The organism is Arthrobacter subterraneus (genome assembly GCF_900099735.1).
Classification (GTDB): Bacteria; Actinomycetota; Actinomycetes; order Actinomycetales; family Micrococcaceae; genus Arthrobacter_D; species Arthrobacter_D subterraneus.
Window position 1 is genome coordinate 157,439 of the sequence record NZ_FNDT01000001.1, and the last position, 26,281, is coordinate 183,719.

Here is a 26,281-nt window from a genome sequence, read left to right on the forward strand (position 1 = left end):
GCCTCCGCTGCCGGTCAGCCCCGGGGCGGTGCTGCCGGTCAGCATCCGGGCGGTGCGGCCGGTCAGCGTCGGGGCGGTGCTGCCGGTCATCAGGCCGGCTTCCTCGGCTCGGCGGCCTTCTTGGCGTTGAACTTCTTCTGTCGAGGATCAAATGCATCGCGCAGTCCGTCGCCGATGAAGTTGATCGACAGGCAGATGATCACAATGAAGAGGCCGGGCCACCAGAACAGCCAGGGACGCGTGCTGAATGCAGCCTGGTTGGCGCTGATGAGGCTGCCCAGCGAAATGTCCGGCGCCCGGACGCCGAGACCCAGGAAGGACAGCGCCGTCTCCAGGAGAATTGCGGACGCCATGACCAGCGTGGTGTTGACGATGATGACACCCACGGCGTTCGGCACGATGTGCTTGAAGATGATCCTTGTGTTCGAGGCGCCGGCGACGCGCGCCGCATCGACGAACTCCCGCTCCCGGAGGCTGAGGAATTCACCGCGGACGAGGCGTGCAAGCCCTGTCCAGATGATGAATCCGACGAATACACCCAGGAGGATGACGCCTGCGCTGCCGCCGAAGATTGCGCCGAAGAAGGTTCCCGGCCCGGAGATGGAGTTGCCGAAAGTACCAAGGACAGCGGCAATGATGACCAGGGGAATGATGATGATGATGTCGGTGAGACGCATCAGCACGGCCTCGACCCAGCCGCGGAAGTACCCGGACACGCCGCCGATCACCACGCCGATGATGCCGCCGACGAGGCCGATGAGGAACATCACGATCAGGGAGAGCTGTGCGCCCCGCATGGTCATGGCAAAAAGGTCACGTCCCACCCGGTCCTGTCCGAAGGGGTGATCCCCGAAGTCGAACGGCAGCTTCCAGGTGGGCGCGCCGGTGGGGTTCGCCAGCGGAGGTGTCTCGATGTAGTTCCATTTCCACCAGCCGGGGATGCCTGCGTAGCCGACGGAAGTGAAGGCGAGAATGACCACGCCGAAGAAGATCACCAGGCTGGCCACGGCGGCGGTGTGTCCGAAGAACCGCTTGCGGACGATCTGGCCCTGGCTGAGGCCTCTGGAATCCTCAGGTTTGGTCTGCGTTGTTTCCTGTGCTGTAGTGCTCATGCTTTCACCCTTACGCGCGGGTCAAGAACGGAGTAGACGAGATCGGCCACCAGGTTGAAAACCAGGGCCACGATTCCGGTAATCAGGAAGACGCCCATGACCGGGTTGAGATCCTGCCTCTGCAGCGCCTGGACAAACAGTTGTCCCATGCCGCTGAACGCGAAGACCTGCTCAGTGATGATTGCGCCGCCGATCAGTGCACCGATATCGAAGGCAACGAGAGTGGCCAGGGGAATCAGTGCGTTGCGGAAGGCATGGCGCATCACCACGGTGCGTTCCCCGAGGCCCTTTGCCCGGGCGGTGCGGATGTAGTCCTGGTTCATGATTTCAAGCATCGAGGCGCGCGAGTAGCGGCTGTAGCCGGCCAGCGAGATCAGCATCAGCGCAATCGTGGGGAGCAGCAGGTGCGTATAGGTGTCGAGGCCGCGAACCCAGAAATCTCCGCTCAGGTTTGGAGTGGATGCTCCGATGGTAGCGATGGGCCGTCCGTTGACCCGGTTGTTGTTGAAGTATGCCGGCCAGGCCTGCATGAAGCGGTCCAGCAGAATCAGGAAACCCATCAGGAAGGCGGTGAGACCGGCAGCGTTCATGTTCTGGCGCTTGTCGTAGCCCCCCATGAAGTAGCCGACCGCCAGCCCGATGAGGACGGTGGCAATTCCCAGCAGGACCACCATCAGCAGGGTGGCGCGATCCAGCAGCGGTTGGACCGCGAAATAGGCGATCATGCCGATACCGACGACGGCCAGTGCGCTGTAGAGCGCCTTGCGGTTCTTCAGGCCGGCCGTGAGGAGGGTGACGCCGTACGCGATGCCCACTGAGAGCAGGGCAACCACGATCGGTCCGAACCCGGGGGTCAGGAACCACCCGGTGAAGTCGAGGAACCAGGTGAGAGCGAAGGCAAAGGCGAACCCGATCGCTGCCCACATGAGCCGGTGCTTGAGCGCTCCCGCCGTGCTCAGATAGAAGAGGAAAGCGCTGAGCAGCCCACACGTCATCATGGTGAAGAAGCTGATATCTGGATCGCTGAGGAAGTTGTTGAAGCCGATTGCGCCGAACTCCTTGAGGAGCACCGCAACCCAGAAGACCGGGAGGGAGAAGAACAGGAAGGCCATGAACGTCACCCCGTAGTCCAGACCGCTGTACTGGCGAAGTGCGGTCACAATGCCGAGGGTGATACCGATGACAATCGCGAGGATGGTGGCGGCTGTGACAAGCATGATGGTCTGCCCCATTGCACGGCCGAGCAGCTGTGTCACTTCGATGCCGGTCACGCTGTTGCCGAGGTCGCAGGTGAGTGCGAACGGAACGACACAGCGGATTGCGCCGGAGAGCCAGGAGAAGTACCGCAGGATGGGCGGGACGTCGAGGTCGAGTAGATCGATGCGCTGCTGGATGAGCTGCTCTCGATTGGGTGCGTTGCTTTGGCGCAGATCCGCGAGTGGATCTCCTGAATATGCAGTCAGGATGTACACGAGGAACGAAGCGCCAAAAAGAATGAGTACGGCGGCGATCAGCCGCCTGACAATGTACGTCAACATAGTCTTTTTGGCCTCAGGGGTTTAGGAAGCGGGTTGTGCCCGACATGTCGGATTGAGTGTAATCCACGTTACGTTTCGTCAGAATTTGGTAATTGCCAATCACTGTGCAGGTGCCGTGAGCGCCCGAAAGCGCTGGGGCCAATGGTGCGGCCCCAGCGCTTTCGATCAGCTAGTGAAGGTGGGCAGTGCGGAAGCTATCAGGCTACCGACCACTCCCAGAAGTTCCACCAGATTCCTACCAGGCCAGGGTTGAACGTCAGGCCCTGGACTGCCTCATCAGCTGCGTTGATGCCGATGGACTGGAAGAACGGCAGGCCGTAGCCGGTCTCGAAGAGACGGGTGTCAACCGTGATCATCAGCTCCTGCTGTGCAGCGGGATCGGTGGTGATGATCAGCTCATCCATGGCGGCCTGAGCTTTTTCGTCGCAGAATCCGTTGAAGTTCGACGCCGATCCACAGCCGTACAGCTGCGGCACACCGCTCACACCAACGCCCGGGCTGACCCAGCCGAAGATCGTGGCGTCGTAGGTTCCGCCGCCGAGCGCGGATCCCCACTCGTTGCCGGGCAGACCGCCGTCGACGATCTTGAAGCCCGCCTGTGTGGCGCTCTCTGCGATCAGCGTGTAGGCGTCAACGCGGTTGGGGTTGTCCGCGTTGTACATGATGCGGACCTCAGGGGTTTCCCCGGCGAGCAGCTCCTTGGCCTTCTCGATGTCGGGCTCGGCGAATTCCCCAGAGCCGTTGGACTCTATGGCGGCGTCGTAACCTTCGGTTCCGATGTCGAAGATCTGGGAGTTGCGGGGCTCCGCTTCCGGATCGAGCGGACCGATGACGGACTCGACGATGGAATCGCGCGGGATGGTGTACATGAATGCACGCCGCACGTCCTCGTCTTCGAAGACACCGGAGTAGTTCAGGTCGATGTGGTCGAAGGAAAGTTCCTCGCCCTCGAGGATCTGGACTCCATCGATTGCCTCAAGCGATGCCAGCGTGTCAGCGGAGGCCTGAGGCTGAATGATGTCAACCTCGCCGTTCTGCAGTGCCTGGACCTGTGCGTTGGCGTCGCCGATGTACCGGATGGTGATTTCATCCAGCGCCGGCTCCGGGCCCCAGGCGTAGTCCTCGTTGCGGACAAGCGTCATGGACTGGTCGGGGACCATGTCCTGAACGATGTAGGGCCCGCTGGAGAGGTACAGCGCGGGGTCGGATGGGAGCGTGGTGGAATCGAATGCCGTGTTCCAGTACTCAGCTACTGCCTGAAGTTCCGGCCGGTCCTCAGGGCTCTCCGGATTTCCTTCCGGAGCGGTCTGGATCAGTTCGACAAGCGCGTCCTCATCCGCCAGTCCGCCACCGGTTGCGACGACGTGCGCCGGCGTGTCAAGAATGTCGAAGGCGATCTCGAAGTCCGCGTAGGGCTCCGAGTACTCCAGCGTCATTGTGCGGCCGTCTTCGCTGACTTCCGGCAGGGAGGTCAGTCCAAGACCACTGGTGTCTCCGGCGTAGGCAAAGTAGGTGGTGCCCGTCTCCGCTTCGGAATCTTCATCATCGAAGTGTCCCGACTGGATAGCCCAGGAGAGGAGGAGGTCACCGGCGTCGATGGGCTCGCCATCAGACCAGGCCACGCCCTCGTTGACCGTGTAGGCGACTGTCAGCGGATCCTCGGAAGTCACCTCATAGGTGCCGAATTCTTCGTTGCGGACGACCTCAAGCGCGTCGTCCACATAGTAGAAGCTGCCCTTGGTCAGATAGCTGACCTTGCCATTGATGTCGACATTGCCGGTGGCACTGTCGGAGTTGAACGAAGTGAATGGGTTGACCTCGGCTACGGTTACCGCACCGCCCGATGCCTCGCCTTCGCCCCCTGTGCCGGGATCTTCGCCGCCGCCGCTTTCAGCGCAGGCAGTCAGTGCAAGTGCAGCGATTGCAGCTACACCTACGGCTTTGGAAGTACGTCCGAAACGCATTCCGCCTCCTTGTTTCTGTTGTGGAAGATGTCCTTCATGGTTTTACAAAGGACTGACACGCACTCTGATGTTCAAAGTGGCGTGCCTCACATGCAGAAAGCTTAGGTGTTATTTGTTACCGGTAGGTATCAAAAAGGAAGCGTGGTGAAGTTGTTACCGAGATGCAACCAAAATTTCCCATCCGGCACAGGAAGCGACGACTTCCCCATGAACCACGACGCGCCGGCCCACTCAGGCGGGTCTAGACGTTGAAGCGGAACTCCACTACGTCGCCGTCCGCCATGACGTATTCCTTGCCTTCGATGCGGACCTTGCCGCGGGACTTCGCTTCAGCCATCGATCCGGCAGCCACCAGGTCCTCGAAGGACACAACTTCCGCCTTGATGAAGCCGCGCTGGAAGTCCGAATGGATCACTCCGGCAGCCTCAGGAGCGGTTGCGCCCTTGCGGATGGTCCAGGCCCGGGCCTCCTTCGGCCCTGCAGTCAGGTACGTCTGCAAGCCCAGCGTGTGGAAACCGACGCGGGCAAGCTGGTCAAGGCCGGATTCATCCTGGCCGTTCATCTCCAGCATCTCCCGCGCTTCCTCGGGGTCCAGCTCCACGAGGTCGGCTTCCAGTTTGGCGTCGAGGAAGATGCAGTCTGCCGGCTCCACGAGAGCCCGCAGTTCCTGCTGGCGCTCAGGATTGCCGAGCACCGAGTCATCGGCGTTGAAGACGTAGATGAAGGGCTTGGCGGTGAGCAGGCTGAGCTCCCGCAGGTGCTCCATCTCCAGCTTGTCGCTCGCGACCGAGGAGAAGATCGTGTCACCTCGTTCGAGAACCGACTGTGCCGCCTGCATGGCGGAGAGCTGCGCGGCTTCGCGCTTCTTGATCTTCACTTCCTTCTCCACGCGCGGAATGGCCTTCTCCAGCGTCTGCAGATCGGCCAGGATCAGCTCGGTGTTGATCGTTTCCATGTCGGACACGGGATTCACTGCGCCGTCAACGTGCACTACATCCGGGTCATCGAAGACACGCACCACCTGGGCGATCGCTTCAGCTTCGCGGATGTTCGCCAGGAACTGGTTGCCAAGCCCCTCGCCCTCGGAGGCCCCCTTCACGATGCCCGCGATGTCGACGAAGGACACCGTGGCGGGCAGTACCCGCTGCGAGCTGAACACTTCAGCCAACTTCCCGAGACGCGGGTCCGGCAGATTCACAACACCGATGTTGGGCTCGATCGTGGCGAACGGGTAGTTCGCTGCCAGGACAGTGTTCCTGGTGAGAGCGTTGAAGAGGGTTGATTTGCCGACGTTGGGCAGTCCGACGATGCCAATAGTAAGAGCCACGGGAAAACAGTCTACCGTTGCAGGCTCCTGACCGGGGCGCGCGCAGGCGGTAGGCCGTTGTTCGGCGGAATTGTCAGTGCCGCCTGCCATGGTTGATTCATGGACGGATACACACTTCTCCTTTTGGTGCTCACCGCGGTCCTGGCCCTGATCACCGGCGCGGGCATCGCGGTCATGCGCCTCCGCCCGGTTCTCGCCGGGCTGCGGAATGAAGTGGACGACGCCGGAACCCGGCTGGGTGCGGCCGTGTCCGCCCGTGCCGCAGCAGAAGCGGAGAACCGGCTGCTGCACGCGCAGAACCGGCAACTGCTCGAACAATCGGGGCAGGACCAGTCGGTCCTTCGCGCCATCGCACCGCTTGCCGACAAGCTCGGGCAGGTCCAGGCGCATGTCGGGCAGCTCGAGCGGGAGCGCGCGCACCAGTTCGGGCAGCTGGCCCAGCAACTCCATGAGGCTCAGCTCTCGGACTCGAAGCTGCTGTCCACGACGCATTCCCTGGCTTCTGCCCTGCGCAGCACCACAGCACGCGGGCAATGGGGTGAGGTGCAGCTCAGGCGGATCGTCGAAGCCGCGGGCATGCTCCCCCGCGTGGACTTCGTCGAACAGGCCACCCTCACCATCGCCTCCCGCGAAGGCACAAACACCGCACGCCCGGACATGGTGATCCAGCTGCCCGGCAACAAGCAGATCGTCGTCGATTCGAAGGTCCCACTCGACGCCTATCTGGAAGCACAGGCCGTTCCGGCCCGGGAGGACCAGGAAGGCGGCGCGGAGGAAGCGCGCCGCCGGGAGCTTCTGGCGCAGCACGTCAAGGCTGTCCGTGCGCATGTGGACGCGCTGGCACGGAAGAAGTACTGGGAAGGCGCGGACAATTCGCCGGACCTGGTGGTGTGTTTCCTCCCGCTGGAGTCGGTGTTGTCCAGTGCGCTCCAGACGGATCCCGCGCTACTCGATTACGCATTCACCCGGAATGTGGTGCTCGCCTCCCCGGTGTCGCTGCTTGCAATCCTCAAGGGTGTCGCGTTCAGCTGGCGTCAGGACGTCCTGACGGAAAACGCCAAGGAGCTTTATGACCTGTCCCGGGAACTCTACGAGCGCCTGGGCACCATGGGCTCGCATATCACCCGACTGGGCAGTTCGCTCAAGAGTTCGGTGGAGAAGTACAACTCCTTCGTGGGGACTTTGGAGTCCCGGGTGCTTCCCACCGCCCGGCGGATCAACGCGTTCGAGGGCGCCGGGAATGATTCCGATCTGGCAACCGGCGCGGTGGAAGCGACGCCCCGCCTGTTGAGCGCTCCGGAACTGATAGACAGCGGCGAAACCACCGAACCTCGAACGGAACAGGTCAATCGATCGGCATAGGGAGCCGCTCCCCGGAGGCGGTGCCGCGTCCGATGCCGGCACCGGAAGGTGGGCGTCAGGCAGGCGACGTCAGGAGGTAGGCCGCTGGCCGCGTCCGCCGAGCCCGCTCGATGGATCTCCCATGGCCTTCAGCGCAGCACGGATCTCCTTGGGCAGCGAGAAGATGATGTCTTCCTCGGCTGTGACGACTTCCTCCACGTCGGCGTATCCGTACTCCGCCAGCAGGCGAAGGACATCCTGCACCAGGTTTTCCGGCACCGAGGCGCCGGAAGTGACGCCGACGGTTGACACTCCTTCGAACCAGGACTCATCCACCTCATTGGCAAAATCCACCCGGTGGGACGCCTTTGCACCGTATTCCAGCGCCACCTCGACCAGGCGCACCGAGTTGGACGAGTTTGCAGAACCCACCACAATCACGAGGTCGGCATCCGGTGCAATCTTCTTGATCGCAGCCTGCCGGTTGGACGTGGCATAACAGATATCGTCGCTCGGAGGATCCTGCAACGTCGGGAATCGTTGCTTCAGAAGGGCAACGGTCTCCATGGTCTCGTCCACGCTGAGGGTGGTCTGCGAAAGCCAGATCACCCTGTCAGGATCGCGGACAGTCACAGAGTCCACATCCTCGGGACCGTTGACAATCTGGATGTGGTCAGGCGCCTCGCCTGCTGTCCCCTCGACTTCTTCATGTCCGTCGTGGCCGATCAGCAGAATATCGAAATCATCCCTCGCGAAGCGCACAGCTTCGCGGTGGACCTTTGTTACCAGCGGGCAGGTCGCGTCAATGGTGCGCAGGTTCCGTTCCTCGGCGGAACGGATTACTGCCGGCGAGACGCCGTGCGCGGAAAACACCACAAGCGCACCCTCGGGCACTTCGTCATTCTCTTCGACGAAGATCGCCCCCTTTTCCTCCAGGGTGGAGACCACATGAAGGTTATGAACAATCTGCTTCCGCACATAGACGGGCGGGCCATAGTGGGCCAGGGCCTTCTCAACAGCAATGACGGCGCGGTCGACTCCTGCGCAGTATCCGCGAGGCGCTGCCAGCAGCACTCTGCGCGGCCCCTCGACCGGCGCAGCGGCGTGCACCTCGTCCGGCGAACGGCGCTTTCGGGGCACTGTGGGCATGGCTACCGAAACAGCTGTAGAGGACATATCTCCATGCTAACGGGCCGGGTAGACGGTCCCGTCCCCCTACACGGGCCTGTCCGCTGAGAGCCAACCGTCCGCTGGGAGTTCCGGCGGTAAGAGACCCGAAGGAAGCCGCTCTGGTCCTGCACATCGCCTGCTCCGGTGCCGCCGATGTCAGGGGCACCTGATAAACATTAACCATGCGGGTCCGCGCCCGCACTCCGGCCGGAGCGGGAACATCAGAAGTAGCGGACAGAAATTCATTGCAGGTTGTATCGGGAGGATGCTCATGAACCAGGACGGCGCGCCGCTGGGCACCGTGGTGGCAGCTGATCCGGCCGTTCCTGCGGATCCTTCCACCCTTCCGGAGACCGCGGCGGAAACCTCCGCTGAGCGCCCCTGGCCGCTTCATGTCCTGTCGGAAAAGTTGAAAGCCCACATCGAGCGGGCTCCGGCTGCCTGGGTGGAAGGGCAGGTGATTGAGCTCAACAAACGCGGATCAATGTGCTTCGTCACCCTGCGGGATGTCGATGCCGAGATCTCCCTCTCGCTCACCGTCTGGGGAACAGTCATGGATCGGCTGGCCGTCCCCCTGGAGCGTGGCTCACGGGTAGTGGCACGGCTCAAGGCGGACTTCTGGGTCAAAACGGGACGCGTCTCAATGCAGGCGTGGGATATCCGGCCGGTGGGTCTCGGGGACCTGCTCGCGAGAATCGAACGCCTCCGCCAGGCTCTCACGGCTGAGGGGCTCTTCGCCGCTTCCCGCAAGCGCCCGCTTCCTGCCCTTCCACACCGGATCGGCCTCATCACCGGCCGTGATTCGGACGCTGAAAAAGACGTCCTCCGAAACGCGCGCCTCCGGTGGCCGGCCGTGGAGTTCGAGGTGCGCCAGGTCGCCGTTCAGGGCGTGAATGCCGTTTCACAGATACGGTCCGCGCTGGTGGAACTGGACCGGATGCCGGAAGTCGACGTGATCATCATTGCCCGCGGCGGCGGGTCCCTTGAGGACCTCCTCGCGTTCAGCAGTGAGGACCTCGTACGCGCAGTGTCCGCGGCCGCCACCCCCGTGGTGAGTGCTATCGGCCACGAAGCAGACCATCCGTTGCTCGACGACGTGGCGGACCTGCGGGCGTCCACCCCCACGGACGCAGCAAAGCGGGTGGTTCCCGACGTCAGCGAGGAACTGCAGCGGATCCGTCAGGCGCGTGCACAGATCTCCCGCAGCGTGGACCAGCTGATGTCCCGGGAAACAGAGCGCCTGGCGCACTTGCGGTCCCGTCCTGTTCTGGCCCAGCCGGCCGGAATGGTGAGCGTCCGTGAGGAGGACCTTGTGCGGCTCCGCAACCGGAGCACCATGGCGATCGAAAGCGCCGTGGCGCGCGAGGCAGACCGCGTCAGCCACCTTCGCGCTCATGTGCGGTCGCTCTCCCCCCAAAGCACCCTCGACCGGGGATATGCGGTAGTCCAGAACGAAAACCGCGAGGTTGTGAGAACCCCTGACCAGGCGCCGCCGGAGACACTGCTCTCCATCAGGGTGTCGGGAGGAAAAATCTCAGCCCGCTCCCTGTCCGGCATCGAACCATCTTCCAGTAAGGACCAGCTATGACCAGTCAGCCCGCCCCCGCCCCCGGAGACGTATCCGGACTCAGCTACGAGGAAGCCCGCGAGCAACTGGTGAAGGTGGTCAGCCAGCTTGAGGCAGGCGGAGTGAGCCTTGAGCAGTCGCTTGCGCTCTGGGAACGCGGCGAAGCCCTGGCCGACCATTGCGAACAGTGGCTTGAGGGCGCCCGGAAACGCCTCGCCGCGGCGCGCTCACACACCGACGCGCAGGATGCGCCCCAGGGCTAGCATCAGCTGGCGGCAAGCCTCTCCTTCTCTGCCTCGACATCGAAGTCCGCTTTGGGCCAGCTCAGCTGCATCGCAGCGAGTGCGTCCGTCAGGAGCTGCTGGACCGCAATCCGGGCGTACCACTTACGGTCCGCCGGAACCACAAACCATGGGGCGTCCGGAGTGCTCGTCCGCTCGATGGCGATCTGGTAAGCCTGCTGGTACTCGTCCCACAGGGCTCGCTCGGCCAGATCCCCGGGGTTGTACTTCCAGTGTTTGTCCTTGCGTTCCAGCCGTTCGGTCAGACGGTTCTTCTGCTCTTCCTTGCTCAGGTGCAGCATGACCTTGACTACCCGTGTCCCGGCACCTGCGAGCCCCGCCTCAAACTCCCGGATTGCACCGTACCGTTCTTCAATCACTTCCGGTTCGGTAAGCTTGCGCACCCGGTGAATGAGCACGTCCTCATAGTGCGACCGGTCAAAAACGCCGATCATCCCCGGCCCGGGAAGCTCCCGGCGGACGCGCCACAGGAAATCGTGCCGCTTCTCCTCCTCCGTGGGCGCCTTGAAGGCATGATGCTGCACGCCCTGCGGGTCCACAGCCCCCACCACGTGCCGCACAATGCCGCCCTTACCCGCGGTATCCATCGCCTGCAGAATCAGCAGGACGGAAATGTCGCTGCCAAACCGGCTCTCCGCGAAGAGCTTCTCCTGCAGCTCTGAAAGCACTTCCTTGCCCGCCGCGAGCCTGGCTTTCCCGGCCTCCTTCCCGCCCTCGAATCCCGGGGTGGACGACGGATCAATCTGCCGGAGGTCCACATCGGGGCCAGCGAGGAGGGACTGCGTAGGGGAAACACTGAAATCAGGAACAACGGGCATGAATCCTCCTCATTGAGGCGCGGGGCGTGGATCAGGGCTTGTAGGTGCTGAGGAACTCCGCCAGACGTCCGATGGCGTCTTCAATGTCCTTGACGTTCGGCAGCGTAACCATGCGGAAGTGGTCAGGGTTGACCCAGTTGAACGCGGTGCCGTGCGAGATCAGGATCTTCTGCTGCTTCAGCAGGTCCAGCGCAAACTGCTCATCATTCTTGATCGGATAGACCTCGGGGTCCAGCCGCGGGAACAGATACAGTGCGCCCTTTGCGAGTTCGCAGGACACCCCCGGAATGGCGTTCAACAGTTCATAGGCTTTGTCACGCTGCTCGCGGAGCCGACCGCCCGGAAGTATCAGGTCATTGATGCTCTGGTACCCACCGAGTGCAGTCTGGATGGCGTGCTGCGCCGGCACATTGGCGCACAACCGCATGTTCGCCAGGAGGTTGATGCCCTCGATGTAGTCCGCGGCGCGGTGCTTCGGCCCGGAAATGGCCATCCAGCCGCTGCGGAAGCCTGCGATGCGGTACGCCTTGGACAGACCGCTGAAGGTCAGGCAAAGCACATCGTCGCCGGTGACTGACGCAGCATTCACGTGGACGGCGTCGTCATACAGGATCTTCTCGTAGATCTCGTCAGCGAAAATGATCAGGTCATGGCGGCGGGCAAGGTCCACAATCTGCTGGATCACTGACCGTGGGTAAACCGCGCCCGTGGGGTTGTTCGGGTTGATCAGCACGATGCCCCGGGTCTGCGGGGTGATCTTCGACTCGAGGTCCTCGACGTCAGGCCACCAGGAATTGCTTTCGTCGCAGAGGTAATGGACGGCGGTTCCGCCTGCCAGGCTGACCGACGCAGTCCATAGCGGATAGTCAGGCGTGGGCACGAGGATTTCTTCACCGTTGTTGAGAAGCGCCTGCAGCGACAGGGTGATGAGCTCGCTGACCCCGTTGCCGAGGTAAACGTCATCAACATCGATGGTCTGGATGCCGCGGCTTTGGTAGTACTGCACCACTGCGGTTCTGGCAGAGAAAATTCCGCGGGAATCGCTGTACCCCTGTGCCTTGGGGAGGTGGCGGATCATGTCCACGAGGATCGCGTCCGGCGCCTCGAATCCGAACGGCGCGGGGTTGCCGATGTTCAGCTTGAGGATCCGGTGGCCCTCCGCCTCCATCCGCTTGGCGTGCTCAAGCAGCGGCCCCCGGATGTCGTAGAGGACGTTGTGCAGCTTGTCGGATTGCTTGATTTCGGCCATTAACAAAGAATGCCATAGCCCGGGCCCGCCCTTCCGCATTGTGATCAAGGCAACTGGGCGGACCCGGGTTGATGGAGGTGCTAGCCTGCCAGACCCTTCTCCTCCAGCCAGTCGGCAGCAGCGTCCGCGGGATTACGCTTCTCGTCGCCGCTCACTTCACGGTTCAGGGCAATCAGGTCATCCGTGGTGAGCATGCTGGAGACCTCGTTGAGGACTGCCTGTGCATCCTCGCCGACGGTGTCAAGGTTCACCAGCGGGATGACCTGCTGGGCGATGAAGTTGTTGGCGGGGTCTTCAAGCACCACCAGATCGTTGTCGGCGATGGACGGCGTGGTGGTGTAGATGTCAGCAGCCTGAATGGTGTCATTCAGCAGGGCTTCGAGCGTCACGGCTCCACCGCCGTCGTTGATGGCTTCGAACGACTTCGGGACGCACCCGTAGTTTTCTTCGAGCCCGGGCAGCCCGTAGGCACGTTCCGTGAAGGTGCTCGGCGCACCGATGACCAGTTCGTCACAGACCTCGGCCATGTCCTCGATCGAGGTCAGGCCGTATTCCTCGGCCGTGGCGGCGGTGACCACCATGGCGTCCTTGTTCTCGGCTTCGGCCGGCTCAAGGATGCCCAGGTTCATGTCAGGGGTTTCCGCCTCCAGCGCCTCGGGCAGTGCCGTAACGATATCTTCCGCAGATTCCGCTGTGGCCGCGGAGTCGAGGAAGAGCAGCAGGTTTCCGCTGTAGTCGGGGATGACGTCTACGGACCCGTCAACGAGCGCCTGGAAGTAGATTTCACGCGATCCGATATTGAGCTGGGTGTCGGCTTCGATGCCCGCGGCGTTGAGTGCGCCGGCATAGATTTCCGCGAGGATCTGGCTCTCGGGGAAGTCCGCCGAACCAACGGTCACCGGCCCGCTTGCGCCCTCCGCTCCCTCACTTTCAGTTCCTCCCTGCGGATCCGAATTGACTCCGCAGGCTGTCATGGCAAGCGCCGCAGTCAATCCCGTCAGCCCGAGCAGGCCGCGTCGGAAGTTGCGCGTGGATGTTGTGATCATGTTGTTCCTCCTTGTGAACTGGCATGGGCTTCCTGCCCACCGGTCTTTGATGGCTCCACCGGAATGCGGGATGTCCGCAGCCCCGGCGACACAGCAAATCGTTGAAGCAGCGCCATCACGCCGTCAACGGCGATGGCGACGACGGCGATCACCACTGCGCCGCCGAAGAGGCGGCCGTTGTCCCGCAACTGGGTCCCTTCGATCAGGAACACTCCCAGGCCGCCGAGGTTGATGAACGCGACGACGGCGGCCGTTGCAACCACCTGCAGCACGGCTGCCCGGAACCCGCCGAGAATCACCTGCAACCCGTTGGGCAACTCGACCCGGAACAGCACCTGGAGTTCACTCATCCCCATGCTGCGGGCGGCGTCCACCACCGCAGGATTCACCGACGAAATACCGGCGTAGACCCCTGCAAGGATGGGAGGCACCGCGAGGAGCACCAACGCCCAGATCGGCGGCATCAGGCCGAGGCCGGCCAGCAGTACGAACAGGATGAGGACGCCGAGCGTGGGCAGCGCACGCAGGATGCCCACCCCGGAAACGATGAAGATCCGTCCCCTGCCCGTATGACCGACCAGCAGTCCGATGGGTACGGCGACAGCCGCGGCGATCAGGATGGTGAGCGCGGTGTAGCCGAGGTGCTCGACCACACGTACCGGGATTCCTTCCGGTCCGCTCCAGTTGGGACCGAAAGTCAGCCACTCGAACATCTGCACCAGGAGGTTGCTGCTGGAGTAATCCATGCTCAGGACCCTCCTGTCTGGGCGGCAGGACTGCCGGTGTCCTCAACCGTCAGCGGGACAACGCCCGGCACAACAGATCCGGCCCGCATCCACGGCGTAATCAGTCGTTCGAGCAGCACCAGCACCAGGTCCATCACGAGGGCCAGGATCAGCGTCACGACGATCCCGATGACGATCACGGTTGGGAAAGACCGGAACAGCCCGTCGGTGAACAGTGTCCCGAGGCTGGGAATGCCGATCAGCGCGCCGACGCTGACCAGCGAGATATTGGTGACGGAGATGACGCGCAGGCCGGCGAACAGGACGGGGACGGACAACGGAAGGTCAACGGTCAGGAACCGGCGCAAGGGAGTGAAGCCCATCGCCACAGCGGCTTGCCGCACGCCGTCGTCAATCGAGTTGAGGGCGTCGAGCGTGGAGCGAACCAGCAGCGCCACCGCGTAGATGGTCAGGGCAACAATGACGTTCGCCATGTCCAGGACCCTGGTGCCGAGGATCAGCGGAAGCAGAACGAACATTGCCAGGGACGGGACCGTGTAGAGCAGGGCGGAAATGGTGAGGATCACTCCCCCAAGCGGTTTGCTCAGCCGGGCGGCCTGAGCCACCGGCACAGCGATCGCCACACCGAATACGAGCGGAAGAACCGCCTGCACCAGGTGGTAGCCCGTCAGCTCGGCGATGTAGGAGAAGTTGTCGATGAACCACTGCACGTCAGACCGCCGTGTTGTGGTCAGCGCGGCCGCGGTCCAGCCGCGCTTCCTCGATGAGTTCCAGCACCTCCGCCGCCTGGACAACACCGATCACGCGGCCGTCATCATCGACGGCGACGCCCAGTCCGGACGGTGCGGAGAGCGCCGCGTCGAGCGCGCGACGCAGTGAATCCCCCCGCCGGTAGAGCGATCCGCCGGGCACCAGATCGGTGCCTGACCGGATCTCCTCCCGCTTGGCCTGCGGCACCCAACCCTGGGGACGGCCGTCGTCGTCCACCGCCAGCGTCCAGGACGAGCCGACCGGAGTGTCCGGATCTGCAAGCAGGTGCACCCGGATGGTCTCAACCGGATGGATGGGCACGCCGTCGCCGGCCTGGAAGGAAAGACGGCGGAAGCCGCGGTCCCTGCCTACGAAACCCGCCACGAAATCGTCCACGGGGGCGCGCAGAATTTCTTCCGGCGCCGCGTACTGCGCGAGGCGCCCGCCGGTGGCGAACACCGCGACCCTGTCACCGAGCACGGTGGCCTCGTCGATGTCGTGCGTGACGAAAACGATGGTCTTGGCGAGGTCCCGCTGGAGACGCAGCAGCTCCTCCTGGAGCTCGTGGCGCACCACCGGGTCAACCGCGCTGAAGGGCTCATCCATCAGCAGGATCGGGGGATCCGCAGCGAGCGCCCGGGCAACGCCCACGCGCTGCTGCTGGCCTCCCGACAGCTGGCCCGGATATCTCTTCCCGAGAGCAGAGGCGAGTCCGACGACGTCGAGCAGCTCCGCGGCACGCTTCCGCGCTTCCGGCTTGGAGACGCCGTTGAGCCTCGGCACGGTGGTGATGTTGTCAAGCACGGTGCGGTGCGGCAGCAGACCGGAGGACTGCATCACGTACCCCATGGACCGTCGCAGCTCCGAGGCGCGCTGGGCGGCGATGTCCTGACCGTCGACAAGGATGGATCCGGACGTGGGTTCGACCATCCGGTTGATCATCCGCAGGGAAGTGGTCTTGCCGCATCCCGAGGGGCCGACGAGAACGGTGATGGCTCCGCGGTCGATGTCCATGCTGAGGTTTTCAACAGCTGCCGTGCCGCCGCCGTAATGCTTGGAGACGTTCCGGAAGGAAATCATCGCTTCCGAGCCGGTGCCGCCCGCCGCGCGGAGGGCTGACGCTTCGCCAGTCATGAAACCATGCCTTTCGTCGACAGGAGGCCCGGCTTACGGCCGCTCCCTAGCGATTCCATGCACCCGCGGCGGAAATATCGACGGCGGGAGCGTGGTCTTGTTGAGTCTAGCTAGGCGTTCGTTGCATACAAGCGGTTGTATGGGCTGATCAGAAACTTTGTCGCGAATCGTTAACACGGAACCGGTTCCCTCCCCTGCTCAGCCCTCTCGGAAACGGTTGCGGTAGTCCTTGGACATGGCCGCGTCCCGGGCAAGGCGGTGGAAGCTCCGGGCGTGACGGTGCTGTTCAGCAGCGCTCTGCCGGCGGTGCAGGCCGGCCAGCTCGCGCTGCATCTTGCGGTAGCTGAGCCAGCGTCGTTCCTCCAGGAACCCGTGGTCGAGGGCATCCCGGACGGCGCACCCCGGCTCGGCGTCATGGGCGCAGTCGTTGAACCGGCAGCTCAGAAAAAGTTCCTCGATGTCGCCGAACACTGCCTCGAGTCCGCCCTCGGCATCCCACAGTGCAAATCCCCGCAGGCCCGGCGTGTCCATGATCACCGAGCCGGAGCCCAGTGGAATGAGTTCGCGCGCCGTCGTCGTGTGCCGTCCTTTCCCGTCGCCGGCCCGGACCCGCCCCGTGTCCTGCACCGGGGAACCCACGAGCGCGTTGGTCAGGGTCGATTTCCCGGCTCCGGAAGGACCGATGAGCGCCAGTGTGGTGCCGGCCCCGATTCGCGAGTGCAAAGCGTCGAGCCCGTCGCCTGCCTCCGCGGACGTGGTGAAGACCTCCACGCCCCGGGAACGCTCGACCGTCTGGGCCACAACGTCATCGAACCTGCTGCTGAGATCGGCTTTGGTCAGGATGACGACAGGGACCGCGCCGGAGTCCCACGCCGCCACGAGGGTCCGCTCAAGCCTGTTGGCCGAGAGCGGCCTGTCCATCGGAACCACCACGCCCACGAGGTCGATGTTGGCGCCGAGGATCTGCGCCTCGGACAGCGGATCGTGGGCACGCTTGCGCTGCAGGGTGGAGTAGCGCGGAAGGACGCCGACGACGGCAGGCGGCGCGGCGCCGTCGTCGTCCTTGGGTGCCACTGCCACCCAGTCGCCGGTGACGACTGTGCCTTCGCCGTCGACCTGGAGGTGTCCGTTCGCGGTGGCGAGCAGGACCCTGCCGCGGTCCGTGCGTACAGCACGGGCCGGTTCGGGGTGTGACGGTGTGGTGGAGGGAGGAAAGGCGGAGATGAAGAGATCACGGATGCGGTCAGTGAAGCCGTACTGGGTGAGAGTGTCCACAGATGGAGGTCCTCTGAAAGGGCCCCGCCCGTTGCAGGAGATGGAATCAGTGCGGCCGCGGGCGGAAGGCGGGGATGTCGGAAATAACCGGTGTGTGTGCAACAGCGGAATCCGGAATCATCACGTCACCTCCTGCTCCTGGGAACCGCGCCCTGGTGCTCCAGGGCGTACGCGGAAGAGCTTTATAGTAGCGCCCGGCCGGGACTTTGGTAAGAGAGCCGGATCGCCTTGTCCACCAGGTCCACCCGGCGCAGGTTGGGAATATCGGCGAGCGGAATCCACGCCGCCTCGTCAGTGGATCCGTCCAGTTCGTGGACGAGCTCCCCCGATACCGGATGCGCACGGTAGACGATCCGCAGCGCATGCAGCGGACGCAGGGACCCGCTCAGGCGGTCTTCCGGATCAATGTGCAGGCTGTCCACGCCGAGAAGCTCATCGAGTTCGACGACGTAACCGGTCTCCTCCAGCGCCTCCCGGACTGCCGCGGTGGGCGCGTCCTCACCCAGTTCGAGACCGCCGCCCGGCAGGGTCCACCCGGACCTGCCGTGCTCGTTCCAGTGCGCCAGCAGGATCATCCCATCCCGCACGACGACGGCATACGCACCCACCCGGGTGTCCCATTCCTGCGCCATGGAGGAAGTCTAGACGCGTCAAGATGGCGCGGCAGCGAGCGTATCCTGAACCCATCGATGAAGGGGCGGCAGCGCAATGAGTAACCTCGATGTCCATCCCTCGCCGACGCTCTGCGGGAGTGCGGCGCGGGAAAATTCCGCAGTGGAGCTCTTTCCCGACCGTGAGGTCCCGCTGGGCGGCGTGCGTGCCATGAACGTCAGGCGCACCCTCCCCCAGCGGACGCTGCCCACCATCGGGGCGTGGTGCTTCCTCGACTCCTTTGGCCCCGACCGGACCGCAATGCGCGTCCTGCCGCACCCCCACATCGGCCTCCAGACGGTGACCTGGCCGCTCACCGGCGAGGTTCGCCACCGCGACTCGCTCGGGTCGGATGTCCTGGTTCGGCCGGGCGAGCTGAACATCATGACCGCCGGCTCCGGGATCTCGCACTCCGAGTTCAGCCCGGAAGGCGGTGTGCTTGCCGGGCTGCAGCTGTGGGTGGCGCTCCCGGCGTCCGTCGCGTCAGCGCCGCCGTCGTTCGAGCGGCACACGGACCTGCCGGTGATCACCGGACCGAATTACAGCGGCACCGTCCTGGTGGGCACCCTCGCCGGGGCGACCAGCCCAGCCCTGGTGCATACGCCCCTCGTCGGGGCGGAGCTGGTGTCCCGCGGCGGCGGAATGGTGGGGCTCGAACTGGGGGAATCGTTTGAACATGGCCTGCTGGTGCTCGAAGGCACCCTCACCCTTGACGGCGTGACGGTCGAGGCGGGTCCGCTGGCGTACGTGGGCACGGGGCGGACGGAACTGCGCGCCGTCGCGTCGCCGGGAGCGCGGTGGCTGCTGCTAGGCGGCGAACCCTTTGCCGAGGAACTGCTGATGTGGTGGAACTTCGTGGGCCGCAGCCACGAGGAAATTGCCCGTGCCCGCCAGGACTGGGAGGACGGCCACCCGCGGTTCGGGACCGTTCAGGGACACGGGGCGGAGCGCATCCCTGCGCCCGCCCTCCCCGGCGTCAGGCTGACACCACGACGGCGGCGGCCGCCCCCGGCCGGGGCCGGCACCTGAGGGGTCAGAGACTCCCGGACCGCAGCAGGTAATCCACACCGTGGACGGGATCCACAGCAAGGAAGCGCACCTCGCTGAACCCGTCCTCCTGAAGCCCGCGCGCCAGGAGTTCCTGCAGCCTCGGCTGGTGCACAGCCAGGCCGCCTCCGATGATGACCGGGCTTCGAAGGCCGAGCACCGTTGCAACGTCGCCGACCAGCCCGCGGAGATGCCGGGCTGCCTCGTTGACAATGTCCTCCGCCACGCTGTCCCCGGCACGTGCGGCATCGAAGACCAGATGGGCCTGGCCCGCCCAGTAGCGCCGGCCGTACGGTCCGTGGAACAGGGCAATCAGCTCATCCGGTGCCTGCACTCCGTTGGCCCGAAGGACGGATTCGCCGAGAACGCCGACGGGTTCTGCCCGGTTGAACCGATGGAGGGTTGCCCGAACCGCTTCCCGTGCCATCCAGTAGCCGCTGCCCTCGTCGCCGAGCAGGTATCCCCACCCGCCCGAACGTGCCTGCCTGCCCTGGGCATCCATCCCCCACGCCACGGAGCCGGTGCCGGCGATGACCGCTATGCCCGTGGAGGCGGCGCCCGCAGCGAGGATGAGCCGCGTGTCATGCACCACGTCTATGCGGGCGCCAGGAACCTGCTGGGCGATCAAAACCCGGAGAGCCTCTGCGTCGGAGTCGGTGTCCACGCCGCCGGATCCGGCCACCACCCGGTCCGCGTGGCCGCCCAGCGCAGCGAACAGCTCGGCGAGGTTCCGCGCTGCTTCCTCCGGTGGAACGTTCTGGACGTTGGCGCTGCCGCTCTTCGCCTCCGCCACGGCAACGCCGGCGTTCCAGCGCACCCCGTGGGTCTTGGTTCCGCCGATATCGAGACCGATGACGTCGGGCGCCACAGGATCCGGCGCGCCGTCGGCAGATACAGGGGCCGGGGCCTGGAGGCCATCAGGGCCTTCCGGAGCGATGTTTGGCATGGGCACAAGGTTACGCACCCGCCGGTAGGCTTGGGGGATCCCGGCAGGCACGACCGCAGGCAAAGCAGGAGCATCTATGGCGAACAGTGGCAAACCGGCCGGACTGGACCCGGTGGACCGGCGGATCGTGCAGGAGCTGCTGGCAGATGCCCGGATCACCAACGCGCAGCTCGCCGACAAGGTGGGCGTGGCCCCCTCCACTGCGCTGCTGCGGACCCGGCAGCTCGCCGAACGCGGCGTCATCACCGGTTACCACGCCGAAGTGAACCTTGCTGCGATCGGCCGTGCCGTCCAGGCCCTGGTTTCCGTGCAGCTCAAAGGACACAACCGCGAGGAAATTGACCGGTTCACCTCACGGGTTCCGGCGCTGCCCGAGGTGGTCGCCACCTATCATGTCTCCGGATCGGTGGACTATCTCATCCATCTGGCAGTTGCGGATACCGAGGCGCTCAGGGACTGGGTACTGGACTACCTCACCACCGACCCGGTGGTGGGACACACCGAGACCACGCTGGTTTTCAACCGGATGGAAGGCAACGCGGGGCTGCTTCCCGGGTCCGGCTAGATCCAGATCCCCGAGTGCCGGAGGGCCGCTCCGTCGCGGAGCCGGTCCTCGTGTTCACGGTGGTCCCGTGCCGGGTGCTGCCGGGAGGCGAGCCGCTCGCCCGTCCGGACCAGCCGTTGGCCGACGGCGATCAACAGGGCATCGAATCCCCGGGCGTGTGCTGCGGGTGGGCAAAGCCCGGTGAGAGTTGTCATGGCAGATCTTCTTTTCGCGAATCGGGTGCGGGGAACTGGCCCTGGATAATCGGGAAGGTGTTGAGGTGGATCTGTACCGCTTTGGCATCCGGTGCGGCGTTGCCGTCCGGGCGGTACTTCTCAAAGAGCTCGCGCGCATGGCGCATCAGCTCCGCGGACAGCTCAGCGAGCTGTGCTGACGTGAGGCGTGCGTTGATGGTTGAGATGACCGAGGCATCGAGCCATTCCTCGGGAAGGACCAGTGGTCCACGCTCCATGTAGTCCTCCAGCAGTGCGGCGCGGTTGTGGCTGAATTCCCGGTTGACGATGGCGGCAACGTCCCTGGTGCCGGGATCATGCGCCATGTCACTGGAGTACAGGTTGAGGGCGCCGGGCGGACGCTCCCACCACCGCTCACGGGCTGAACCGCGCCCCTCCACTTCCCGCACCAGCCGGTGCCTTGCCAGCTGCCGCAGGTGGTAGCTGGTGGACCCGCTCGATTCCCCGAGCCGGGCCGCGAGCGCGCTGGCGGTCTGTGGTCCGAACTGCGAGAGCGCATTGAGCAGCTGGATGCGCAACGGGTGTGTGAGGGCCTTCAGGGCGTTGATATCGACCGTGCGGTCATTTGGTTGCTGCGCTGACTCCATGCAGGAATTCTACAAGTGCAAAGAAACATTTGCAATGGTTTCTTTGCAAACAAATCTTTGGGCTAGAGGGATGCGGTGACCGGGAATTTTCCCAGGAGGACAGCCATCCCAACACATCCGGCGGAGACCAGCCCGGCGAACACGGCAACGGCAGCTGCCAGGCCCATCGCATCCGCCGCCAGCCCGAGTCCAAGCACCGGCACAGCGCTTCCGAGGTAGGTGATCACGTACACGGTGCTGATGATCTGCGCATGCTGGGACCCTTCCACCTGCTGCGCCACGGTGTTGAAGACACGGCGGAAAGCAACGCCCTGCCCTGACCCGGCAAGCACCAGGGCGGCGAGCAGGAGCACGACGTTCCCGGTCACGCCGGCGACCGGGATGAGTGCCACCCCGCCCGCCATGACGAGCAGGCCAGGTACGGCCGCTCCGGACCCATGGCCGCCGCGCTGGGGAAAGAGCTGGCTGGCCGCGGAGGCCGCGAGCACCAGTCCGGCGAGCAGGCCGGCCAACGGCCGGCTGTCGTATCCGGTAATGCCTGCGAAGTACGTGGGCGCAAGGCTCAGTGAGAAACCGAACACCGCAAAGCTCAGGAAGCCGACGGCGGCTGCGGCCCAGAATGCGCGGCGCGCCGTCCGGGACACTGCCGGGCGGCGGGGCTTCAGCGCGGATAGCGGCCGTGCCGGCGCGGCCGGCCTGATGGCCGGGCGGGCATCGAGCAGGACCAGCGGAATCAGGAGCAGTCCCAGGAATGCAGCATAGAGCGCGAACGGAAGCCGCGTGGGATCCGGCAGCAGTGACAGCAGCCCCCCTAGTGCCGGCCCCGCAGCCACTCCCCCTGCCGAGGCCACCAGTGTGAAGCGCGATGCCCATTCCGGACGGTGCGGCAACAGGTCCCGCAGCGCTGCGGAACTGGCTCCGGTAGCGCACGCCACCGCGGCGCCCTGGAGGCAGCGGCCCAGGATGAGCATCGGGAGGGAGGTTGCGCCGCCGAACACTACCGCTCCGAGGACACCCGTCAGCACTGCGAGGACCAGCGCAGCCCGGCGCCCGATGTGATCCGACCAGTGGCCCACCAGAAGGAGCCCGGCCACCAGGGTGAAAACGTAGGCGGCGAAGGCAGCCGTTGTGTGGAAGGCGCTCAGACCGAGCTCGGCACGGATCAGCGGGTAGAGCGGGGTTGCGAGGTTGGCTCCCACCAGCAGGGTGGACATGACGACGACGGCGAGCGCCAGCCGGGTGCGCACCGACGCGTCCCACCGGGGAGACTGCAGAGCTGCAGGACGCATACGCAATTCGCTGATGACGCTCATGCTCACCTTCCGTCGATTCCTACCATTCCTTCTCTTTATGGTGAGCTCTCGCGGTTAGCGTGGAAGTTCAATCGGGCCTACTCTGATCATTGTGCTCAGAACTTGTGGGGGATCCGCCTCTCAGATGGGCTGAACGAGGAGCCGCTCATGCTGGACCATACCGATATCCGCCTTCTGCGTGAGCTGGTGCGCGACCCGCGCTCCCAGGTCAGCCAGCTCAGTGAGTCGCTCGGCATGGCACGCAACACTGCACAGGCCCGGATGCAGCGGCTGTTCCGCTCCGGCATCCTGCGCCGGAGCGGAAGGGAACTCGACCTCGCACGCCTGGAGTACGACGTCGTCGCTTTTGTCACCATCGAAGTGACCCACCGCGAGCTGGACGGTGTGATCTCGGCGCTGCGCGTCCTCGACCAGGTCCTCGAGGTGCATGAGATTTCCGGCAGGGGTGATGTGTGGTGCCGGGTTGCCGCGACGGACACGCATCACCTTCAGTCGGCGCTCCGGTCGATCCTGCGCATCAAGGGTGTGATCCGAACGGAAACTGTGCTTGCCCTGCACGAGCACATCCCCTATCGCGTCGAACCCCTGCTTGACCGCCTACTGGTCGAGAAGGCGCAGGGAAGGCCTTCGTCCGGGAACTGAACGGTCTGCGGAAAGGTGCCCCGGTTCTCATCTGAATCTCATGATGTGTGGGGATACTTGAACCATGAAACGGTCGCGGGTCCACACCTGGCTCATCACGGCGGCCACCGCTGGTGCCGTCGTGGCGGTCGGTGTTGCGATGGCCGGATCATTGCGCAGCCCCGCACCGGAAAACCTGGGTCCGGCTGTGGGCGTGACCGATACGCTCCCGCCGGCGCCCCCCGGAACCTCGTCGCCTTCACCGTCGGCGGTGCCCTCACCGCCACCCTCCCCCTCCGTCCCGCCCTCTGCGGTTCCTCCGCCGCCGGCCCCTCAGCCGGAGCCCTCCGATGAGGTGACGGAAGATCCGACCGAAGAGCCTGCACCGCCGCCCGCGGTTGTTCCGGCACCTGCCCCGGTCACCCCGGAGGACGACGACGATGACAACCGCGGACGCGGCCGGGGCGGCGATGGAGACGGTGACAGCGACGACGGTGGGATCGACGATGACTAGGTCGCGCCGATGACTAGGTACGACGTCGGCCCTTCCGTTCGCCCCGGTGAAGGCGCCGCTTCGCCTGCCGGGGATCCGCCGCAAACCGAGCCCATCAGGACAGGCCTGCCGCCGTCCCCGGAACCCACCACACTGATCAGGGTCTCGCGGCAGGCGGAGGACGAGGTGCCGGAGGAGGACAGCGCCGGGGAGCCTCCGGCGGGAATCCGGACACGCCTGCGGAGAGTCCTCCGCGGCTACTCCTCGGTGCGCACCCGGGTGCTGACGGCAATGCTGGTGCTCAGCGCCCTCGGGCTGCTGCTTGCCGGAGCCACCGCATATGCTCTGCAGCGCAACGACCTCAACAATGACATGGATGACTCGCTGACGCGCAGCTTCCAGGAGTTTGAAACCCTGCTCGCAACCGGCATCGATCCCACTACGCTGGAGCCCTTCGTGGAGGCCGACCAGCTGGTTTACCTGGTGATGCAGCGGACGCTGACGCAGCCCAATGAGGGCATGATGGCGGTGCGCGACGGCCGGGTCATCTACTACGCGAACCAGGAGGTGGAAGTCCGTCTCGAGGATGATCCGGAGCTGGTCCGCTATGTGACGGACGTTGCTCCCCCGGATCAGGTGACCATCCAGTCGGTCGACACGGCCTTCACGAACTACCGCGTGATGGTGGCGCCGGTGATCCTGGCCAGCGACGCCCAACCGACCTACTTTGTGCTCGGATTCGATGCCGACGCCGAGCACCAGCAGGTCAACCGCACGTTCGGGACGTATGCACTGATCAATATGGCCACGCTGCTGCTGATCGGCGTCGTCGGCTTCCTGCTGGTGGGAAAACTGCTCGATCCGATCCGCAGGGTGCGGACAACCGCGCAGCGCATCACCGAGACCGACCTCTCCCAGCGGATCGAGGTCACCGGTAACGACGATCTTTCCGACCTCACCCGCACCGTCAATGCCATGCTCGACCGGCTGGAAGGCTCCTTCGTCTCCCAGCGCAGGCTGCTCGACGACGTCGGGCATGAACTGCGGACGCCGATCACCATCATCCAGGGCCATCTGGAGCTCCAGGATTCCGGCGACCCCCAGGATGTGCAGGCGGTGCGTGATATCGCCCTGGACGAGCTGGACCGTATGCGGCTGCTGGTCGATGACCTGGTCACCCTCGCCGGCATCGCCGGACCTGACTTCGTGCGCCCGGAACCGGTGAACCTCGGCAGGCTCACCGACGACGTGATGGACAAGGTGCGCACCCTGGGCGCGCGCCGCTGGATCATCGACGGACGGGCCGAAGCAATCGCCGTGCTGGACGCCCGCCGCATCACGCAGGCCTGGCTGCAGCTGGCCGCCAACTCGGTGAAGTTCACGGAGGAAGGAACCACCATCGCAATCGGTTCCCGCAAGGACGACGACGGCGTGCACCTCTGGGTGCGGGATGAGGGCGTCGGGATCGCCCGCGAGGACCAGTTGCGCATCTTCGAGCGTTTCGAGCGCGGCGCTAGCAGCAAACGCACCGAGGGTGCCGGCCTGGGGCTCACGATCGTCAGCGCAATCACCGAGGCGCACGGCGGCGAGGTTGAACTTCAGTCGGCGCCGGGGCGGGGTGCGACGTTCACAATGGTGATTCCCCCGCTGCCTGCGCCGTCCGCTTCCGCGCGGCCCGCAGCGCCCGCCAGGAAGCCGTCAGGACCCACGGAACCGGAGACACAGTCATGAGCAAGATCCTGATCGTCGAGGATGAAGACCGCATCAGCTCATTCGTTGCGAAGGGCCTGCGCGCCGCCGGCTACGTCCCCACCGTCGCGGGCAACGGACGGGACGGCTACAACCTGGCCCAGACCGGTGACTTCGAACTGATTGTGCTGGATCTCGGGCTGCCTGACCAGGACGGATTCACCGTCCTGCGGCGGCTCCGAGAGTCCAGGAATACGACGCCGGTGATCATCCTTTCGGCGCGCAGCTCGGTCGACGACACGGTGGCCGGTCTTGAAGGAGGGGCGGACGACTACATGTCCAAGCCGTTCCGGTTCGAGGAGCTGCTTGCGAGGGTACGGCTGCGGCTGCGGCAGGAAGCTCCATCTGCGGACAACACGGTCCTTTCGCACAGCGATCTGCAGCTGGACCTCAGATCCCGCAGGGCCCTCGTGAACGGCAGGGAGGTGGATCTTTCAGCGCGGGAATTCGCGCTGGCGGAGGCATTTCTGCGCAACCCCGGGCAGGTGCTGAGCCGGGAACAGCTGCTCTCCCGTGTGTGGGGCTATGACTTTGACCCCGGTTCCAACGTGGTGGACGTGTACGTGCGGTACCTGCGGAACAAGCTGGGTGCCGAGCGTTTCGCAACAGTTCGCGGCATGGGCTACCGGCTGGTCGCCGACGATTCCTGAGGCGCACGCCTCCGGTTCCCTTACCGGAGACCGGGCAGAAAAAGGGCGGACCCGGATGCGGTTGGGGGAAACGCACCCGGGTCCTTC

The 26,281-nt window shown here is 64.7% G+C and carries 26 protein-coding genes; 9 read left to right on the forward strand and 17 right to left on the reverse strand.

From position 1 onward, the window contains the following. Nucleotides 1–89 precede the first annotated feature (89 nt). The 4 genes from BLS52_RS00700 to ychF all read right to left on the reverse strand — a co-directional run bounded on the left by BLS52_RS00700 (nt 90) and on the right by ychF (nt 5,941). On the reverse strand, nt 90–1,112 hold the full coding sequence (locus BLS52_RS00700; protein WP_090584144.1) for an ABC transporter permease: 1,023 nt from the start codon (nt 1,110–1,112) through the stop codon (nt 90–92). Further along, nucleotides 1,109–2,650 (reverse strand): ABC transporter permease, encoded by a 1,542-nt coding sequence (locus BLS52_RS00705; protein WP_090584145.1) that lies wholly within the window; start codon nt 2,648–2,650, stop codon nt 1,109–1,111. Before BLS52_RS00705 ends, BLS52_RS00700 begins: the two co-directional genes overlap by 4 nt. Nucleotides 2,651–2,847: 197 nt before the next feature. Next, nucleotides 2,848–4,614: an ABC transporter family substrate-binding protein gene (locus BLS52_RS00710; RefSeq protein WP_090584146.1), complete on the reverse strand. Its 1,767-nt coding sequence runs from the start codon at nt 4,612–4,614 to the stop codon at nt 2,848–2,850. Between the two features lie 241 nt (nt 4,615–4,855). Then, nucleotides 4,856–5,941 (reverse strand): redox-regulated ATPase YchF, encoded by a 1,086-nt coding sequence (gene ychF, locus BLS52_RS00715; protein WP_090584147.1) that lies wholly within the window; start codon nt 5,939–5,941, stop codon nt 4,856–4,858. Nucleotides 5,942–6,040: 99 nt separating this feature from the next. Here ychF and BLS52_RS00720 point away from each other — a divergent pair, with 99 nt between their 5' ends. Further along, entirely contained in the window at nt 6,041–7,303 is a 1,263-nt protein-coding gene (locus BLS52_RS00720) for a DNA recombination protein RmuC (RefSeq protein WP_026545993.1), read from the forward strand. Between the two features lie 69 nt (nt 7,304–7,372). On the opposite strand, the gene BLS52_RS00725 is transcribed toward BLS52_RS00720, so the two are convergent. Continuing rightward, complete coding sequence (locus tag BLS52_RS00725) at nt 7,373–8,458, reverse strand: 4-hydroxy-3-methylbut-2-enyl diphosphate reductase (RefSeq protein ID WP_090584148.1); 1,086 nt, start codon at nt 8,456–8,458, stop codon at nt 7,373–7,375. Between the two features lie 265 nt (nt 8,459–8,723). Between BLS52_RS00725 and xseA the strand changes: the two genes are divergently transcribed. Together xseA and BLS52_RS00735 are read left to right on the forward strand one after the other, a co-directional pair. Then, the gene (gene xseA, locus BLS52_RS00730; RefSeq protein ID WP_090584149.1) at nt 8,724–10,040 is read left to right on the forward strand and encodes an exodeoxyribonuclease VII large subunit; all 1,317 of its coding nucleotides are present in this window, start codon (nt 8,724–8,726) and stop codon (nt 10,038–10,040) included. Then, entirely contained in the window at nt 10,037–10,282 is a 246-nt protein-coding gene (locus tag BLS52_RS00735; protein ID WP_090584150.1) for an exodeoxyribonuclease VII small subunit, read from the forward strand. Before xseA ends, BLS52_RS00735 begins: the two co-directional genes overlap by 4 nt. Before the next feature lie 2 nt (nt 10,283–10,284). Here the strand turns inward: BLS52_RS00735 and BLS52_RS00740 are convergent, their stop codons facing one another. From BLS52_RS00740 to BLS52_RS00775, 8 genes are all read right to left on the reverse strand, one after another. Then, nucleotides 10,285–11,139, reverse strand: a complete 855-nt coding sequence (locus tag BLS52_RS00740; protein WP_090584151.1) for a polyphosphate kinase 2 family protein — start codon at nt 11,137–11,139, stop codon at nt 10,285–10,287. Between the two features lie 31 nt (nt 11,140–11,170). Then, entirely contained in the window at nt 11,171–12,388 is a 1,218-nt protein-coding gene (locus tag BLS52_RS00745; protein WP_090584152.1) for a pyridoxal phosphate-dependent aminotransferase, read from the reverse strand. An 80-nt stretch (nt 12,389–12,468) separates the two neighbouring features. Then, entirely contained in the window at nt 12,469–13,434 is a 966-nt protein-coding gene (locus BLS52_RS00750) for an ABC transporter substrate-binding protein (protein ID WP_090584153.1), read from the reverse strand. Then, nucleotides 13,431–14,180 (reverse strand): ABC transporter permease, encoded by a 750-nt coding sequence (locus BLS52_RS00755; RefSeq protein WP_245702638.1) that lies wholly within the window; start codon nt 14,178–14,180, stop codon nt 13,431–13,433. The genes BLS52_RS00750 and BLS52_RS00755 overlap by 4 nt, the downstream gene beginning before the upstream one ends. Nucleotides 14,181–14,182: 2 nt before the next feature. Beyond that, on the reverse strand, nt 14,183–14,890 hold the full coding sequence (locus BLS52_RS00760; protein WP_090584154.1) for an ABC transporter permease: 708 nt from the start codon (nt 14,888–14,890) through the stop codon (nt 14,183–14,185). 1 nt (nt 14,891) lies between these two features. Further along, entirely contained in the window at nt 14,892–16,010 is a 1,119-nt protein-coding gene (locus BLS52_RS00765; RefSeq protein ID WP_035779561.1) for an ABC transporter ATP-binding protein, read from the reverse strand. 252 nt (nt 16,011–16,262) lie between these two features. Next, the gene (gene rsgA, locus BLS52_RS00770) at nt 16,263–17,339 is read right to left on the reverse strand and encodes a ribosome small subunit-dependent GTPase A (protein ID WP_175460050.1); all 1,077 of its coding nucleotides are present in this window, start codon (nt 17,337–17,339) and stop codon (nt 16,263–16,265) included. Nucleotides 17,340–17,521: 182 nt separating this feature from the next. Beyond that, a complete protein-coding gene (locus BLS52_RS00775; protein WP_090584155.1) occupies nt 17,522–17,971 on the reverse strand; it encodes an NUDIX hydrolase in 450 nt (149 codons plus the stop codon). Nucleotides 17,972–18,047: 76 nt separating this feature from the next. Here BLS52_RS00775 and BLS52_RS00780 point away from each other — a divergent pair, with 76 nt between their 5' ends. Continuing rightward, nucleotides 18,048–19,019 carry a pirin family protein gene (locus BLS52_RS00780; protein WP_090584156.1) on the forward strand — a complete coding sequence of 324 codons (972 nt, stop codon included), beginning with the start codon at nt 18,048–18,050 and terminating at the stop codon, nt 19,017–19,019. 4 nt (nt 19,020–19,023) lie between these two features. Here the strand turns inward: BLS52_RS00780 and BLS52_RS00785 are convergent, their stop codons facing one another. Further along, nucleotides 19,024–19,983, reverse strand: coding sequence for an N-acetylglucosamine kinase (locus BLS52_RS00785; RefSeq protein ID WP_090584157.1), 960 nt, complete (start codon nt 19,981–19,983; stop codon nt 19,024–19,026). Between the two features lie 76 nt (nt 19,984–20,059). Here BLS52_RS00785 and BLS52_RS00790 point away from each other — a divergent pair, with 76 nt between their 5' ends. Continuing rightward, complete coding sequence (locus tag BLS52_RS00790) at nt 20,060–20,548, forward strand: Lrp/AsnC family transcriptional regulator (RefSeq protein WP_026545983.1); 489 nt, start codon at nt 20,060–20,062, stop codon at nt 20,546–20,548. Here BLS52_RS00790 and BLS52_RS00795 read toward each other — a convergent pair. From BLS52_RS00795 to BLS52_RS00805, 3 genes are all read right to left on the reverse strand, one after another. Then, nucleotides 20,545–20,742 (reverse strand): hypothetical protein, encoded by a 198-nt coding sequence (locus BLS52_RS00795; RefSeq protein ID WP_090584158.1) that lies wholly within the window; start codon nt 20,740–20,742, stop codon nt 20,545–20,547. The two genes, BLS52_RS00790 and BLS52_RS00795, sit on opposite strands and share 4 nt — an antisense overlap. Next, nucleotides 20,739–21,368: a winged helix-turn-helix domain-containing protein gene (locus tag BLS52_RS00800; protein WP_090584159.1), complete on the reverse strand. Its 630-nt coding sequence runs from the start codon at nt 21,366–21,368 to the stop codon at nt 20,739–20,741. The genes BLS52_RS00795 and BLS52_RS00800 overlap by 4 nt, the downstream gene beginning before the upstream one ends. Nucleotides 21,369–21,430: 62 nt before the next feature. Then, nucleotides 21,431–22,681 (reverse strand): MFS transporter, encoded by a 1,251-nt coding sequence (locus BLS52_RS00805; RefSeq protein WP_090584160.1) that lies wholly within the window; start codon nt 22,679–22,681, stop codon nt 21,431–21,433. A gap of 147 nt (nt 22,682–22,828) precedes the next feature. Between BLS52_RS00805 and BLS52_RS00810 the strand changes: the two genes are divergently transcribed. The 4 genes from BLS52_RS00810 (at nt 22,829) to BLS52_RS00825 (ending at nt 26,194) form a co-directional block, all read left to right on the forward strand. Further along, nucleotides 22,829–23,323: an Lrp/AsnC family transcriptional regulator gene (locus tag BLS52_RS00810; protein ID WP_090584161.1), complete on the forward strand. Its 495-nt coding sequence runs from the start codon at nt 22,829–22,831 to the stop codon at nt 23,321–23,323. A 64-nt stretch (nt 23,324–23,387) separates the two neighbouring features. Further along, the gene (locus BLS52_RS00815; RefSeq protein ID WP_026545979.1) at nt 23,388–23,816 is read left to right on the forward strand and encodes a hypothetical protein; all 429 of its coding nucleotides are present in this window, start codon (nt 23,388–23,390) and stop codon (nt 23,814–23,816) included. 9 nt (nt 23,817–23,825) lie between these two features. Beyond that, nucleotides 23,826–25,526, forward strand: coding sequence for a sensor histidine kinase (locus BLS52_RS00820; RefSeq protein ID WP_245702639.1), 1,701 nt, complete (start codon nt 23,826–23,828; stop codon nt 25,524–25,526). Continuing rightward, a complete protein-coding gene (locus tag BLS52_RS00825) occupies nt 25,523–26,194 on the forward strand; it encodes a response regulator transcription factor (protein WP_090584162.1) in 672 nt (223 codons plus the stop codon). Before BLS52_RS00820 ends, BLS52_RS00825 begins: the two co-directional genes overlap by 4 nt. Nucleotides 26,195–26,281: the final 87 nt, after the last annotated feature.